General features: G+C 74.2%; 12 protein-coding genes. 2 read left to right on the forward strand and 10 right to left on the reverse strand.

What is annotated here, in order from left to right:
- Positions 1-52 precede the first annotated feature (52 nt).
- Together ABD234_RS01955 and ABD234_RS01960 are read right to left on the reverse strand one after the other, a co-directional pair.
- On the reverse strand, positions 53-967 hold the full coding sequence (locus tag ABD234_RS01955) for an alpha-E domain-containing protein (protein ID WP_038370090.1): 915 nt from the start codon (positions 965-967) through the stop codon (positions 53-55).
- Positions 957-2,624, reverse strand: coding sequence for a circularly permuted type 2 ATP-grasp protein (locus ABD234_RS01960; protein WP_051486373.1), 1,668 nt, complete (start codon positions 2,622-2,624; stop codon positions 957-959). Before ABD234_RS01960 ends, ABD234_RS01955 begins: the two co-directional genes overlap by 11 nt.
- A 97-nt stretch (positions 2,625-2,721) precedes the next feature.
- On the opposite strand from ABD234_RS01960, the gene ABD234_RS01965 reads away from it, so the two are divergent.
- Positions 2,722-3,369, forward strand: coding sequence for a type II toxin-antitoxin system PemK/MazF family toxin (locus ABD234_RS01965; RefSeq protein WP_038370089.1), 648 nt, complete (start codon positions 2,722-2,724; stop codon positions 3,367-3,369).
- Between the two features lie 295 nt (positions 3,370-3,664).
- Entirely contained in the window at positions 3,665-3,931 is a 267-nt protein-coding gene (gene rpsT, locus ABD234_RS01970) for a 30S ribosomal protein S20 (RefSeq protein ID WP_038370088.1), read from the forward strand.
- A 236-nt stretch (positions 3,932-4,167) separates the two neighbouring features.
- Here rpsT and holA read toward each other — a convergent pair whose 3' ends face one another.
- The 8 genes from holA to ABD234_RS02010 form a co-directional block, all read right to left on the reverse strand.
- A complete protein-coding gene (gene holA / locus ABD234_RS01975) occupies positions 4,168-5,151 on the reverse strand; it encodes a DNA polymerase III subunit delta (RefSeq protein WP_038370087.1) in 984 nt (327 codons plus the stop codon).
- A 55-nt stretch (positions 5,152-5,206) separates the two neighbouring features.
- Complete coding sequence (locus ABD234_RS01980; RefSeq protein ID WP_038370085.1) at positions 5,207-7,543, reverse strand: ComEC/Rec2 family competence protein; 2,337 nt, start codon at positions 7,541-7,543, stop codon at positions 5,207-5,209.
- Position 7,544: 1 nt separating this feature from the next.
- Positions 7,545-8,384 carry a ComEA family DNA-binding protein gene (locus tag ABD234_RS01985; protein ID WP_084148162.1) on the reverse strand — a complete coding sequence of 280 codons (840 nt, stop codon included), beginning with the start codon at positions 8,382-8,384 and terminating at the stop codon, positions 7,545-7,547.
- A 287-nt stretch (positions 8,385-8,671) separates the two neighbouring features.
- A complete protein-coding gene (locus tag ABD234_RS01990; RefSeq protein ID WP_051486372.1) occupies positions 8,672-9,352 on the reverse strand; it encodes a vitamin K epoxide reductase family protein in 681 nt (226 codons plus the stop codon).
- A gap of 40 nt (positions 9,353-9,392) precedes the next feature.
- A complete protein-coding gene (locus ABD234_RS01995) occupies positions 9,393-10,391 on the reverse strand; it encodes an NAD-dependent epimerase/dehydratase family protein (RefSeq protein ID WP_038370084.1) in 999 nt (332 codons plus the stop codon).
- Positions 10,388-13,069, reverse strand: coding sequence for an alpha/beta fold hydrolase (locus ABD234_RS02000; RefSeq protein WP_038370475.1), 2,682 nt, complete (start codon positions 13,067-13,069; stop codon positions 10,388-10,390). The genes ABD234_RS01995 and ABD234_RS02000 overlap by 4 nt, the downstream gene beginning before the upstream one ends.
- Positions 13,063-14,088, reverse strand: coding sequence for a 3-oxoacyl-ACP synthase III (locus tag ABD234_RS02005; protein WP_038370083.1), 1,026 nt, complete (start codon positions 14,086-14,088; stop codon positions 13,063-13,065). Before ABD234_RS02005 ends, ABD234_RS02000 begins: the two co-directional genes overlap by 7 nt.
- Positions 14,089-14,219: 131 nt before the next feature.
- Positions 14,220-15,161, reverse strand: a complete 942-nt coding sequence (locus ABD234_RS02010; RefSeq protein ID WP_051486371.1) for a sugar phosphate isomerase/epimerase family protein — start codon at positions 15,159-15,161, stop codon at positions 14,220-14,222.
- Between the last annotated feature and the right edge of the window lie 16 nt (positions 15,162-15,177).

Raw genomic sequence — 15,177 nt, forward strand, 5'->3', positions numbered from 1 at the left:
GTGGCGGGCGGCGCATCGGCCGCGCCGGCGGGGCCGATGCCCGGCCCGGAGCTCAGGCCATCGGGCGGAAATATGCCGTGTCCAGCGCCCGGGTGAGGGCGCCGGTGACCATCTGGATGTGCTCCATCTCCTCGTCGAAGTCCGCGGTGATGTCCTCGAGGGTCCGGTAGCGCAGGCTCGCCAGGGCCCGCCCGGCCAGGCGCCGCGCCGGGTCCTGCGTCCCGAAGCGGTCGAAGGCGTGCCCGTGGACCTTCGCCAGCGCGTCCAGGGCCTGGTCGAGCTGGGCCAGGCAGTGCGCGATGGAGCGCGGGAAGAAGGTGTCCAGCAGCAGGAAGCTGATGGCATCGGCCGCATCGACCTGGCCCCGGTAGGAGCGGATGTACGCCTCGTGGGCGCTGCAGGTGCGCAGCAGCATCACGGTGTTGGCGTCGGAGGTGTCCTCGAGGTCGTGGGACTGCAGGATGCGGGAGATCATGTCGATCCGCTCGATGGTGCTGCCCAGCTGCCAGAACAGCCACGCCTCGTCGCGGGTCATGGAGGCGTCCACGAGGCCGTTGACCACCGCGCAGCGGTCCTTGGCCCATTGGAAGTAGCCGTGCATGCGCGAGGGGCGCAGGGCCCGCGGCACGCCGTGGCTGGTCGTGTTCAGCGACTCCCACACCTCGGTGGAGAGCACCTCGCGGGCGCCGCGGGCGTTCTCGCGGGCCGTCTGCAGGGCGCCGGCGACGGCGGAGGGGTTGCCGCGGTCCACGGCCAGCAGGTCCAGCAGGCGCTGCACGCCCGGCTCCTCCCCCTCCTCCGCCTCGATGCCGAAGATCCCCAGCACCTGCCGGCAGCGACCGGTGACCAGGGACGCCGGCTCCTGCGTGACGGCCTGCAGGTTGACGTCGAGGATGCGGGCGGTCTGATCGGCCCGCTCGACGTAGCGGCCGATCCAGAACATGGCGTCGGCGATCCTACTGAGCATCGCGCTCCTCCTCGGCGGGGTCCTCGGCGCCCAGCAGCTGCTCCTGGGTCTGCAGCTCCTCCGCGTCGATGATCGGGATGGCGGTGGTGACGGGATCGGGTTCGACCGGGGGCGCATCGGCCGGCACGGAGAGGTCCTCGAGCGGCTCGTCCTCTCCGGAGGCCTCGACCACGCGGATGTAGCCGGTCGAGGTCGGCACCTCCACCCGGGTCGGGGTCGAGGAGGCCATCACCCAGGTGTCCTTGGAGCCGCCGCCGCGGGAGGAGTTCACGATGATCTCGCCCTCCGGCAGGGCGACGCGGGTCAGGCCGCCGGGAAGCACCCACACGTCCTCGCCCGTGTTCAGGGCGAAGGGGCGCAGGTCCACGTGCCGGGGCCGGGGCCCGTCGGCCACCAGGGTGGGGATGGTGGACAGCTGGACCATCGGCTGGGCGATCCAGCCGCGCGGATCCTCCAGCAGCCGCGAGCGCAGCGCGTCGAGCTCGTCCCGGCTCGCCGTCGGGCCGACCACGATGCCCTTGCCGCCGGAGCCGTCCACGGGCTTGACCACGAGCTCGTCGATGCGGTCCAGGACCTCCTCGCGGGAGGACGGGTCCTCCAGGCGCCAGGTGTCCACGTTGCGCAGGATCGGCTCCTCCTGCAGGTAGTACCGGATGAGATCGGGGATGTAGGTGTACGTGAGCTTGTCGTCGCCGATGCCGTTGCCGATGGCGTTGGCGACCACCACGTGCCCGGCGAGGATCGCGCGCACCAGGCCCGGCACGCCGAGCACCGAGTCGGGACGGAACACCTCCGGGTCCAGGAAGGCGTCGTCGGTGCGCTTGTAGATGACGTCCACGCGGCGCAGCCCGGCGGTGGTCTTCATGTAGACGCGGTCGGAGGAGACGACCAGGTCGCTGCCCTCGACGAGCTCGACGCCCATGGTGCGCGCCAGCAGCGAGTGCTCGAAGTACGCGCTGTTGTAGCGGCCGGGGGTGAGCACCACGACGGTGGGCTGCTCGCCGGCGGTGTCCGGGGCGGCGGCCTCGAGGGCGCGCAGCAGGCGCCCGGGGTACTCGTCGACGCTGCGCACCGGCGCGGAGGCGAACAGCTCCGGGAAGGTGTGCGCCATGGCGCGACGGTTGGAGAGCACGTAGGACACGCCGCTGGGCGTGCGCACGTTGTCCTCCAGCACGCGGAATCCGCCCTCGCCGTCGCGCACCAGGTCGATCCCGGAGATGTGGATGCGCACGCCGTTGGGGGGCCGGTAGCCGCGCATCGCCTCGACCACGGCGTCGGAGGAGGCGATCAGGCTCTCCGGGATCACCCCGTCGGCCACCGCGGCGCGGTCGGAGTACAGGTCATCGAGGAACGCCTCGATGGCATGGACCCGCTGGGCGATGCCGATGGAGACCTCCGCCCATTCCTCGGCGGCGATGATCCGGGGGATCGCGTCGATGGGGAATGGCCGCTCCTCCCCCGCGTAGTCGAAGGTGACGCCCTGGTCGAGATAGGTGCGGGCGAGCGACTCGGATCGGGAGCGGAACTCCTCCTCCCCGAGGCTGGACAGGGCGTCGTGGAGGAGCTCGTAGGTGGGGCGGACCGCGCCGTCCGCAGCGAACATCTCGTCGCCGGCGGGTTCGGCTCCGTATCCCTCGAAGAGTGATGCGCCTGACATGCCTCCATCTAACACCGTCCGCGGCCCGGCCTTTCACCGTTCCGTCCACCGCGACCTCGCCGTGACCGACTCCGCGCGGATGGGTACGCTCGCTGTCATGTCGCTCGCCTCCCGGTTCTCCTCCGTCCTGCGCTCCGTCCTGCGCTCCCCGGCAGCCCGCCGCGCCGCCCGCGACATCGGCAGGTCCGTGGTCGATGCGGTGCAGGATCGTCGCGACGGGACCTCCGGCGGGACGGCGGGCCGGTCCGGCGCCGACCTCGCGCAGGAGGCCCGCTCCCGGCAGGGCGCACCGGGCTCCGGGCCCGAGGCGGCCGACGGCGCCCTGGCCGACCGCCCGAGCAGCCCGCCGCTGGCGCTGGACTACTCCCCGCGCGATGACGAGGACGCCGACCCGGGCGAGATCGCCTGGGCGTGGGTGCCCTTCGAGGAGGACATCACCCGGGGCAAGGACCGGCCGGTCCTCGTGCTGGCCCGCGAGAGGGACGAGCACGGCGAGGTGCTGGTGGCCCTGATGCTCACCTCCCGTGACCGCGGCGACGCGGTCCATGTCGACGAGCACGGGGCCACCTGGGTCGACATCGGCACCGGCGCCTGGGACTCCCGCGGCCGCGACTCCGAGGTCCGCGCCGACCGCCTGCTGCGGCTGCGCCCCGCCTCCGTGCGCCGGGAGGGCGCGAAGCTGTCCCGGGAGCGCTACGACCAGGTCGCGCGCGTGGTGCGCGAGGTGCACGGCTGGAGCCTCTGACCGGTCGCGCGCCCTCTGAGGTGCACGAATGGGATGCGTGACACGCTGCGCAGGTGCTGAACGGCGGACACCGTTCTGGTAACCTCGACCCTTGTATGTGTGACATACCGTCCGGTGCGCGCACGCCGTGGTCCCTCCCGTGTCTCGGGTGAAGCGGCCGTGCGATCCGGATGTGTGACCGCGACAGCGACTCGGTCCCGACGTCTCCAGGCGATCCCCACCGCCCGTCCCCGTCAGGACCGCACCTCAGCTGGTGCGGGCGTTCCACCACCCACAGCACAAGAGAGAAGTCCTCGTGGCAAACATCAAGTCCCAGAAGAAGCGGATCCTCACCAACGAGAAGTCGCGTCTGCGCAACAAGGCCGTCAAGAGCGAGCTGAAGACGCACGTCCGCAAGGTCCGCACCGCCGTGGCCGCCGGCGACGCCGCTGCTGCCGGCACCGCGCTGCAGACCGCCGCGCGCAAGCTGGACAAGGCCGTCTCCAAGGGCGTCATCCACAAGAACCAGGCCGCGAACCGCAAGTCCGGTCTCGCCAAGCTGGTCGCCGGCGTCGCCAAGTGACCTCGCAGCTCAGCTGCTGCCCCGTCTGACGGGGTGGACGACGGGCCCGGTGCGGAACACTCCGCACCGGGCCCGTCGTCATGTCCGGACGTCTATCGAACCTCCGCGCCCCCGCGCGGCAGCGTCCGCGGCTCGCCGGCATCGCGGCGTCCACCGCATCGGCGGAACGCCCGTCCCCAGCGCACGCGCGGCACCGGCCGCGCGGCGTCCGGCCACGGGGCGTCGGCCGCGGGACCTCAGCGCTGGCGGCGCGCCCCGCAGATGCGGATGATCAGGTGCTGCACCGACCAGGCGGGGTCGCGCCCGGCGCCCTTGACCTCGTGATCGGCCTGGGCGACGGCCTCGATCGCCAGGGCCAGGGACCGGTCGTTCCAGGCGCGCACCTCGCGGGAGAGGTTGCGGATCATCCAGTCCGGCATCCCGAGGGTGCGGGCGGAGGCGCCCGGTGCGGAGACCTTCGCCAGGGAGCGGATCTTCGAGGCGATCGCGGCGACCATGGGCACGGGCTCGGCGCCCACGAGCTGCGCCTGGGCCAGCAGCTGCAGGGCCTCCGCCTCGCGACCGGCGATCGCGGCATCGGCGACGGCGAAGGCCGTGGTCTCCACGCGCCCCGCGGTGAGGGCATGGACGTCCTCGACGGCGATGGTCGGGGCAGGAGCGCCGGGCTCCGGCGTGGTGTCCTCGATGATCTGCCGGCAGATCGCGGCGAGCTCGGACAGATCGGCGCCGAAGGCGTCCACCAGCGCGCCGACGGCCTCGGGCTGGATGCGGCGGCCCGCCCGGCTGAACTCGGAGGCGGCGAAGGTCTGCTTGTCCGCCGCGCGCTTGATCGGATCGGCGGCCACCCGCGGCACCCCGGCCTTCTTCACGGCGTCCAGGAGCTTCTTGCCCCGGTTGCCGCCGCGGTGGACGAGGACGAGGGTGACGTCCTGCTCGGGCGCCGCGAGGTACGACTGGACGTCGGCGATCATCTGCTCCGAGGCGGACTGCAGCTCGGGGATCACCACGAAGCGCGCCTCGCCGAAGAGGGACGGGCTGGTGACCTGGCTGAGGGCGCCGGCGCCGGAGTCCCCGCCCAGGTCGTGGAAGGCGACGTCGGGGTCGTGCTCGCGGGCCTGGGTCCGCAGCCGCTCCAGGGCGCGGGAGGCGATCAGCGGCTCGGTGCCGTGGATCAGGATCACCGGCGCGAGGTCCACGCTGTGCCAGGCCACATCGCTCACGTGCGGGTCCTTCCTGCTGAGGCGGCCGTGGTCGGTCCGACGGCGCCGGTCGATCCTATCGGGCCGCACCGACGGCCCGCAGAGCGGTGATGTCCCCGGGAGGGACGAGGACGGTCCCGTGGACGTCGGTGCGGCCCACATGCGGCGTCTGCCCTCGGGCGATCTCGAGCGCTCTGCGCGTGGGATGCCCGAAGGAGTTCTCCTGCCCTGCGGTGACCAGCACCACCTGTGGCGAGAGCTGCTCGTACAGCGGGGCGTGCTGGCGGGCGGAGCCGTGGTGGGCGATCTTGACGATGTCGGCCCGGGCCGGCGCGAGCGCCGCGAACATCCGCTGCGCGACCGGTTCGAGGTCCCCCAGGCCGAGGTACCGCGTGCCGTCGGCCCATGTCGCGGCGATCACGACCGAGCAGTCGTTGGCCGCGTCCCCCTCGCCGCCGCCGTCCTCCCGCGCCGCGGCGGAGCGGGCGGTGGCGGCGTCCGGCGGCCACAGGACCTCGACGTCCAGGCCCGGCCCCGACCATGCGGCGCCGATGGTCACGGGCTCGGCCGCGACGGCGTCCGTGATACCGATGCTCGCCTCCTCCAGCGGGCAGGTCCATTGGCGCGCCGGGGTGCGGGTCCCGGTCAGCGCCGCGGTGCCGCCCACGTGGTCGGCATGCGGATGCGTCAGCACCAGCAGGTCGATGCGTCGCACCCCCAGCAGGTCCAGGCAGGCGGCGAGGGCGCGGGGGTCCGGGCCGGTGTCGATGAGGATCGTCGTGGCCGCGTCGGCGGGCCGCAGCAGCACGGCGTCCCCCTGCCCCACGGCGCAGGCGGCGACGATCCAGACCTGGTCGCGGCCGCCGGGGAGCCGCGTCGCGAGGGGCGGGGCGAGGGCGGCGACCAGCACGGCCACGAGCGCGAAACGGACCAGCCGGCGGCGGCGCGCGGCCAGGGCCGCCGCCCCCAGGGTCATCAGGACGACCGCGCCGAGGGCTCCGGCCGCGCCCTCCGGGACGGGGATCCGCGCGCCGGGCAGCGCGTCCGCGGTCAGGGCCGTGAGCAGCACCAGATGCGCGCCTCCGGCGGCGATGTCGTAGACGGGCGCCGCCAGCGCCGGGGAGATCACGGCGAGCAGCAGGGCCACCATGCCCAGGACCGTGCTGGGCGCGACGATCGGCGCGACGGCCATGTTCACCGCCACCGCCCAGACGGAGACCTCCGGGGTCAGCAGCACCAGCACCGGGGTGCAGGCCGCCTGGGCCACCAGCGGCACGGCGAGGACCAGTGCGGCCCTCTCCCCCACCCGGCCCCGGCTCATCGATGCCAGGGCCCGGGCCAGCGGCGGTGCGAGGATCAGGATCGCGGCGGTGGCCAGGGCCGAGAGCACGAAGCCGGCCGAGGACGCCGTCACCGGGTCCAGGCTCGCCCACAGCGCCACGGTCAGGGCGAGCGCGGCGACCGGTGACGCTCGCACCCCGACGAAACGGGCCAGCAGCAGCGGGGCGGCCATGGTCGCCGCGCGCAGCACGCTCGGCTCCGGCCCGACCAGCAGGACGTACCCTCCGCAGACCGCGGCCGCCAGCACGATCCGCACCCGCCGCCCGATCCCGAGCAGGAGCAGCGGCACCAGCACGGCGGCCAGGACGAGCGCGATGTTGGCGCCGGACACGGCGACCAGATGGGAGATCCCGGCGCGGCGCATGGCGTCCTCGGCGCGCGGGCTGAGCCCCTGCGTGTCCCCGGTCGTCATCCCGCGGATCAGGGCCGCCTCGTCCACGGGCAGGTGCGCCGTCGCCTCCCGGGCGCGATCGCGCGGCACGATCCGCCAGTCCTGGTCGGTCTCTGCTGCCGTCAGCCGCGACGGGAGGAGGACCACGAGGTCTCCGGCGGCGCGCACGGTCCCCCGCAGCCGCACCCGGTCGCCGATCCGCAGCCCGGCGACCTCCTCCGCGACGGGGCCCTCGGCCCGGATCAGCACGCGGAGCTCTCCCACGGACGCTGCCGTCCGGCCGATCCGTGCCGGACCGGGCACGGTGCGCCCCAGCACCTGGCTGCCGCCGCGCGCCCAGGCGGGACCGGAATCGGGCACCTCGGGGTCGCCGAGGATCTCGACGTCGACCTCGAGGACGAGGCCCTGCGCCGCGGCGTCCTGGAGGGTGGTCACAGCCGTCTCGTGGCGGAGCGCCGCGGGCACCAGCAGCACGCTTCCGATCAGCACCAGGCCGAGATGGGCGCCGAGCGTCCGCGCCATCCCGCCTCCTCCGGTGAGGATGCCGACCAGCAGCACGATCGAGACGGCGGCCGCGAGGACGGCGAGCAGCATCGGCCCGCCGCCGTGGACCCCGACGCCCGCGAGGGCCCACAGCGCCGCGGCCGCCGGCGCCAGGCGCAGGTCGGAGCGGGCGAGCATCTCAGACCGTCGCCATCGGGGCGATCTTCGCGAGGGTGGCGGGGCCGATCCCCGGGACCTCCTCGAGCTGGGCGACGTCGGCGAAGGGACCGTTGGCCTCGCGGTGCTGGATGATCCGCTCGGCCAGGGCGGGGCCGACCCCGGGCAGCTCCTGCAGCGCGGCGGCGTCGGCCGTGTTGAGATCGATCAGGGCACCGCCGGCCGGGTCGGCCGCGCCGCCCGGTGCGGGGGCCGGCGGCGCATCGGCCGGCGCGGCGGAGGCGGGCGGGGCCTCCCCCGGCGCGGGGACGTGGATCTGCTCGCCGTCGACGAGGGGCCGGGCCAGGTTCACCGCCGCGAGGTCGGCGTCCTCCCCGGGCCCTCCCGCCGCCTCGATCGCGTCGTCGATCCGGGACCCGGCGGGCAGCTCCACCACCCCGGGGCGGACCACCTGCCCCGAGACGTGCACGACCACCGTCCCCTGGCTCGAGGAGCCGGAGCCCTCCTCCGCGCCGGCGGTCTCCCGCGTGCCGTCGGCCTCCCCCGCGCCCGCCGTCCTCGCCGGACCGGTGGGCTCCGCGGCGACGCCCGTGCCGGAGGGGGCCTCCTGCGCGGCCGCGGAATCCTGGCCGTCCGTGCCGTGGCCGTCCGCCGGGATCGCCGCACCGCGCGTGGAGAGATGGATGGCGCCGGCCGCGATGAGGACGAGCACCAGCAGCCCCAGCAGGGCGGTGGCGCTGGGCCGCGGCAGATCGGCCAGGCGCACCTTCGGGCCCGCGCGGTTCTCGCGCACGGCGACGAGCTGCTCGCCGCGGCGGCGGTGCCGCCCGGGCCGGGCTTCCGGGACGGGATCGTGGTCCATGCCCCGACGCTAGGCACCCGGCGACGGTCCCGCCTCCGATGCCGCAGGGCTGTGGACAGGCGCGCCCTGGGGAGGAGAAGCGGCCCCGGCGATCGCCGGTTCCCGAGCCGGGAGGTGGGCTTTCCCGGCTCGTCAGCCGGCACTCGCCGTCGGGAGGCCGCTGCCCCTGGGCCGCGGCCCACCCCGGTCAGCCCGGCCCCACCCCGGTCAGCCCCGGCCCACCCCGGTCAGCCGGGCCCACCCCGGTCAGCCCGGCCCCACCCCGGTCAGCCCCGGCTCACGGGGGTTCAGCCCAGGCCCACCATGTACAGCCACTGCCGCCAGAACCCGGCGAGGATCGCGAGGACCACCAGGGCGTACCAGGCGATCGACAGCACCACCCAGTGCCGCAGCACCGCCGCGAGGGGCGCCGGCGCCCGCCAGGTGCCGGACTCGATCGTGCGGGCGAGGACGGCGAAGAACATCGGCGCGGTCATCAGCCACACGAGCATGCACCAGGGGCACAGGGCCTTGATCACGAAGATCGCGGAGATCGCCAGGAACTGGATGAAGCCGAAGGCGAAGGTCATCCCGCCCAGGGTCGCCCAGGAGAACCACCGCGGCAGCTGCGCCCCGCTCAGCAGCAGGGAGCCGATGCACGCCATGATCGCGTATCCGGCCAGGCCGATGGCCATGTTGGGGATCCCGAACGTCGCCGCCTGCCAGGTCGACATGACGTCCCCGCAGGAGATGAAGGGGTTGATGTCGCAGCCCAGCTGCGCCCCGGGGTTCTCCAGCAGGAACAGCTTGTCGATCATCAGCACCAGGGCCGCCACCCAGGAGACGGCGCCGCCCAGCAGCAGCACGGCGCCAGTGACGCGCTCGGGGGCGCGCCGCCGGACGGCGGCCTCCGCGGCGAGCTCCGCGTCGATCTCGGCGAGCAGCTCCTCGTCGGTGGGCTCGGGGTCGTGGGACCGGTCGGTGGTCATCGCGGGACTCCCAGGGGTGCGAGGGCGAGGAGGGGACGGGTCAGCGGGCGGGGACGGGGTTCTGCGCGAACCAGTCGGCGAGGCGGGCGAACCCCTCGTCGAGGCTCACCCGCGGGCTCCATCCGAGGCGCTCGCGGGTGCGGCGCTGGTCGAACCAGTGGGCGGTGGAGAGCTGCTCGGCGAGGAACTCGGTCATCGGCGGCTCGTCGTGGCCGGGGCGGTGCTCCCAGATCCGCTCGACGACGCGGCCGGCGAAGCGTCCCACGGCGCCGGGCACCTGCCGGTGCGGGCGGGCCACGCCCGCGGCGTCGCAGAAGCCGCCCAGCACGTCGCGCACGGTGCGGGGCTCGCCGTTGGTGACCACGAAGCTCTCGCCGTGGACGTCCTCGATGCGGTCCAGCGCCGCCACGATCGCATCGGAGGCGTTGGTGATGTACGTGGTGTCGATCAGCGCCATGCCCTCGTCCAGCAGGGGCAGCCGGCCGCGGGAGGCGCGGTCGACGATGCGCCCCACCAGCTGGGTGTCCCCCGGTCCCCACACGATGTGGGGGCGCACGGAGGTGACCATCAGCTGCCCGGCGGCGTCGGCGGCCATGGCCAGCTGCTCGGCGGCGGCCTTGGTGCGGGCGTAGGGGCCGCGGGCGCGACGCGGATCCGCCGGGGTCGCGTCCAGGCCGACGATGGACGTGCCCAGATGGGCGACCGACGGGGAGGAGATGTTCACCAGCCGCGCGACGCCCTCCCCGCGCATGGCGTCCAGCACGGCCTGGGTGCCGCCGACGTTGACCTCGCGGAACTCGGACTCGGGGCCGGAGATGGACACCTTCGCGGCGACGTGGACGACGGCGTCCATCCCCGCCACCGCGCGGCGCACGTCCTCCGCGGCGGTGAGGGACCCCAGGGTCTCCTCCACGCCGTCGATTCCGGCGCTGCGGCGCTGGAGCACGCGCACGCTGTCCCCGCGGTCGCGCAGGGTCGTCGCCACATGCCGCCCGAGCATCCCGGAGGCGCCGGTGACCAGGACCTTCTGCGCGCTCACAGGGGACGCCCCGGCTCTCCGCGCAGGGTCGCATCGGCCCATGCGGACAGTCTCGCCCGGTCGATCTTGGAGTTGTGGCGGATGTCGGTGGGCAGGCACCGGGTGGTGAACACGGCGGTCACGGGGACGCCGGCGCGCTGCTGGACGGCGCGGCGCACCGCCTCCTGCAGCGCCGGGTCCGCGGGGCGGGGCCGGGTGGCCCTGCCGGGCCGGTGGTCCGCCTCCGTCTCGAGGATCACGACGACCTGCTGCGTCCCGGCGGGGCCGACGGCGGCGGCCCCGGCGCGGCGCACAGTGGGGACCGACTCGGCCGCCTCCTCGATGCGCACGGGCGTGACCAGCCCTTCGGCGGTCGCCAGGACGTGCGCGGCGCGGCCCTCCACCCACAGGCGGCCCGCCGCGTCCAGCTGGCCGACGTCCCCGGTGGCGTGCCAGCCCTCGAAGCGGCTGGCCGTGTCGGTGGTGCCCCAGAGCATCAGGTAGCGGTCGCGCACGTGGGGGGCGCGGACGAGGATCTCTCCGGTGATCCCGGCCTCGGTGGTGATCTCCCCGGTGGTCTCCCCCAGCGCGTCCATCGCGGCGATCGCGATCTCGACCCGCGGCACGGGCGTGCCCACGCACACCCCGGCGCCGGGCCCGGCGGCCTCGATGCCCTCGAGGTCGATCGCCGTGATGGCCAGGCACTCGGTCATGCCGTAGGGGGTCAGGGCGCGCGCGGCGGGCATGAGGACGCGCAGCTCCTGCAGGAGCGGCGCGGGGATCGGGGCGCCGGCGCTGAAGAAGCTGGGCACGCGCGCGAGCGCGGCCCGTTCGGCGCCGTCCAGCACGCCGGAGGTGTCCAGGATGTTGCGCAGGGCGGCGGGGGCGGTGAACACGGCGGGGGCGCCGAGCGCGTCGACCGCGTGGGCGAGCGCCTGCGCCGTGAGCTCGCCCGGCCGGGTGACGTCCATGTCGGGGACGACGGACGGGGCGCCGAGGGCGGGGCCCAGCAGGGCGAAGGGCGCGAACCCGGCGACCAGGCCGCGCTGCGGGTCCAGCTGCAGGGTGTCCCCGACGGCCGTGAACATCGCGCTCATCTGCCGGTGCGTGTAGACCGCGCCCTTGGCGGGACCGGTCGAGCCGGAGGTGAACAGCACCGCCGCATCGGCCTCGGGATCGGGCCAGGGGGCGTCCAGCGGGGCGCCGAGCTCCTGCATCTGCCGGCCGGCGTCGGCCAGCTCGGAGACGGAGGTGTCGATGCCCAGCGCCGCCCGGTCCAGGGTCGGCTTCCGGGCCACGGAGATGCGCCGTCCCGGCCAGCCCAGGGCGCGCGCCCCGGCCAGGGCCTTGTCGATGCCGATGATCCAGTCCGGGTGGGATCCGACCACCGCGCGGGTGAGGCCGTCCACGCCCAGGCCGGCGTCCGCGATCACGGCGACGGCGCCGATGCGCAGGCAGGCGTACAGCACCGCGGTGAGGTCCGCGCCGGGGGTGATGAGCACGCACACCCGGTCCCCCGGGGCGATGCCGTGGGCGAGCATGCCGGCGGCGATGTCCTCGACCCGGGAATGCAGCAGCTGCCAGCTGATCCGGCGGGGCTCCCTGCCGTCCTCGCCCATCTCGACGACGGCGTCCGCATGGCGGTGGGCGGGATCGGCGGCCAGGCGCGCGATCGGCGCGCCGACGTGCCCCTCCGGGGCCTGCTGCGCGAAGGTCGACACGGCGCGCGCGGGCCGGGACGATGCGCCGAAGGTGCGCTCGAGCCAGCGGGCCACGAGGCCCGCCACATCGGCGTCCTCCCACACGAGGTGGCTGGCGCCCTCGAAGCGGTGCACGTCCGCATGCGGGACCCGGGCGACGAGGTCGCGCAGATAGCGGTCCGAGAAGGTGACGTCCTTGGGTCCCCACGCCATGAGCGTCGGGACCTCCACCTCGCAGATGCCCTCGGCCAGGCGCTCGAGGGTGGGCCTGCTGGGGTGGTCGGCGTGCGCGGGGATGTCCGCGACGAAGGCCTCGATGCCGCGGCGGCGGGCGCGGCCGCGGTACGGGGCGAGGTAGGCGCGGGCGACATCGGCCGGCAGCGGCGGATTCGAGATCGCGATGGTGGTGCGGATGAAGGCGTCGGTGATCGAGGTGGTCGCCGGCAGCACCGCCGGGGTCGTGGCGAGCTGCAGCGCCCGCGGCAGCGACTCCCCGAGCTCCTGGTGGATGCCGGTGTTGGTGAGGATCATCCCGGCCAGGTCGTGGCGGTTGTCCAGCGCCCAGCCGACCGAGACGATGCCGCCCCAGTCGTGGCCGACGGTCACCACGGGGCCCCGGAGGGACAGGGCGTCCGTCAGCAGGGACAGGTCGGTGATGCGGTCCTGCAGGTGCCGGGTGACGCCGGTGCGCTCGGACCAGCCCATCTCCAGCTGGTCCACGGCGATCACGCGCCAGGGGATGTCCTCCCGGATCAGGGAGCGGAACAGGAAGGAGTAGGTGGGGTTGCCGTGGACGGCCAGCAGGGTGCCGCGCGGGGTGATGCCGCGCTCGGCGAGGAACGGCGCGGAGTCCAGCAGGTGCCAGCGGCGCAGCTCTCCGGTGTGGTCGCGGACCTCGAGGGTGCGGGAGTGGACCGGGTCCACGCCCGGCAGGACGGGGATGCCGGGGCCCGGCGCCGGCTCGGCGCGGCGACGTCCTGCGGTGCGGGTGCTCACCAGGTGACCTCCATGAATGCGGTGTTCAGACCGGAGCCGACGCCGAGCATGAGCACGCGCTCGCCCCGGGCGATGTTCTCCTGGTGATGGGCGAGGGTCATCGGCACGGCCTCGGCGGCGACGTTGCCCCAGTCGGGGAAGGTCACGGGGATCCGCTCCATGCCCACGCCGGTGATCTTCGAGAAGTTGCGGGTGTAGACCATGGAGACCTGGTGCGGGATGACGTGCTCGATGCTCTTGAAGTCGAGTCCCCGGGAGCTCGCGTCCTTCCAGGTGTCCACGATCAGCTCGACGCCGTTCTCCAGCAGGCCGGTCGAGTCGGTGCGCATGTCGTCCATGTCCCCGATGCACAGCTCGTGATGCTCGGTGCCGGCGCGCCCCTCGGTGAGGTTGATGCGGTGGCCCTCGGGGTGGGCGTCGGCCCGTCCGAGGACCGCCGCGGCCGCGCCCGAGCCCAGCGTCAGCGCCGCGAACTGGTTGTTGAAGTCGGCGCGGGTGGCGTGCTTGGAGTTCAGGCGGTCGATGGTGCCGCGCTGGACCTCCTCGACGTCCTCCGCGCCGACGATCAGCGCGTACTCGATCTGGCCGGAGTCGATCATGCCGGCGGCCATCGTCATCGAGTTCACGAATCCCAGGCAGGCGTTGGTGATGTCGAAGTTCATGCAGCTGCGCGGCATGCCGAGCGCATGGTGCACGGTCGCGGAGACGGCGGGCTCGAGGTGCTGGCGGCACACGGAGGCGTTGATGAGCAGCCCCACCTGGTCGCGGGTGATGCCGGCCTTGGCCATGGCACGCTCGGCGGCGAGCACGATGCCCTGCTTCCAGCCGTTCTCCCGGTCACGCCACCAGCGTCGCTCGTACACCCCGGCGACGCGCTGCAGGACGCCCTTGGGAAGCCGCAGGCGGCGCCGCGCCGGCGCGAGCATGTCGTCGATCTCGTCCGAGGTGACGGGCACCTGGGCGACGCTCGCCTCCACCGAGAGCAGTGCCACGTTGCGGTGGACGAATGACGTGTTCCCCATGTGCCGTTTCAACCTCAGTCCTCGTGCGTCCGGGCGCCCCGATCACAGGAGCGCACCGGACGCATTCTTCCACCCGGCGCCTGCGAGTGCGCTCCGCGTGTCCGATGCCACGCCGGACGGCGCGGCGCCGGCTACGAGTCCAGCCCGTGGCCCAGGTGGTGGCGGGCGAAGGCCAGGGACTGGCGCAGGACGCGCTCGCGATGCTCGGGCCCGCCGCCGCTGGTGCTCACCTCCAGCAGCACCGAGCCGCGCCAGCCGCGGTTGGACAGCCGCCGCAGCACCTCGGCGCAGGGCTGGTTGCCCTCCCCTGGCGGGAGGTGCTCGTCCTTGGTGGTGCGCCCCGTGCCGTCGGCCAGGTGCAGGTGGGCGAGGCGGTCGCCCAGGCGGTCGATCATGGCCAGCGCGTCGTCCCCCGCGGTCGCCGCATGGGAGAGGTCCACGGTGACGTGCTGGTAGTCCTCGTCGGTGGGGTCGTGGTCGGGCAGGTAGATCATGGCCTCGCGCACCCCCAGGCGCCACGGGTACATGTTCTCCACCGCGATCTCCACGCCGTACTTCTCCTGCAGGCGGGCGACGCCCTCCACGAAGCCGCGCGCATAGGAGCCCTGCCAGCGGAACGGCGGGTGGGCCACGATGGTGGGCACGTCGAGGTCGACCGCCATCTGCGCGGTCCTCTCGATCTTCACCCACGGGTCCAGCCCCCACACGTGCTGGAGCAGGAACAGCGTCGGGGCGTGCAGGGAGAGGATCGGCTGGCGGTAGGCGCGCGAGAGCGCGGCGAGCTCCTGCACGGACCGGGTGACCTTCGAGGTCGAGACCATCACCTCGACGCCGTCGTAGCCGATCTCGGCGGCCAGCCGGAAGCACTCCTCGACGCTCGCGGGGAACACCGAGGAGGTGCTCACGCCCACCGGGATGCGCCGTGCGGGGCTCTGCGCGCTCAGCGGGTCGCCGGCGCTGAGACGCCGGGACAGGGCCTCCCGTCCCGTGACGTGCGCCTGGCTGCGCCGCGTGATGGGCGGGCGGGGCCGGGCGGGCCCGCGGTCCTGCGCTGATCCGTTCCTGGGCACCATGTCCTCCTCGTGGCAC

Source organism: Brachybacterium phenoliresistens (genome assembly GCF_039530785.1).
GTDB lineage: Bacteria > Actinomycetota > Actinomycetes > Actinomycetales > Dermabacteraceae > Brachybacterium > Brachybacterium phenoliresistens.

Excerpts from the sequence above, each read along its gene's own strand:
- ABD234_RS01955 (WP_038370090.1), bottom strand. The coding sequence starts at position 967 with ATGCTCAGTAGGATCGCCGACGCCATGTTCTGGATCGGCCGCTACGTC.
- ABD234_RS01960 (WP_051486373.1), bottom strand. The coding sequence starts at position 2,624 with ATGTCAGGCGCATCACTCTTCGAGGGATACGGAGCCGAACCCGCCGGC.
- ABD234_RS01965 (WP_038370089.1), top strand. The coding sequence starts at position 2,722 with ATGTCGCTCGCCTCCCGGTTCTCCTCCGTCCTGCGCTCCGTCCTGCGC.
- ABD234_RS01980 (WP_038370085.1), bottom strand. The coding sequence starts at position 7,543 with ATGCTCGCCCGCTCCGACCTGCGCCTGGCGCCGGCGGCCGCGGCGCTG.
- ABD234_RS01985 (WP_084148162.1), bottom strand. The coding sequence starts at position 8,384 with ATGGACCACGATCCCGTCCCGGAAGCCCGGCCCGGGCGGCACCGCCGC.
- ABD234_RS01990 (WP_051486372.1), bottom strand. The coding sequence starts at position 9,352 with ATGACCACCGACCGGTCCCACGACCCCGAGCCCACCGACGAGGAGCTG.
- ABD234_RS02005 (WP_038370083.1), bottom strand. The coding sequence starts at position 14,088 with ATGGGGAACACGTCATTCGTCCACCGCAACGTGGCACTGCTCTCGGTG.
- ABD234_RS02010 (WP_051486371.1), bottom strand. The coding sequence starts at position 15,161 with ATGGTGCCCAGGAACGGATCAGCGCAGGACCGCGGGCCCGCCCGGCCC.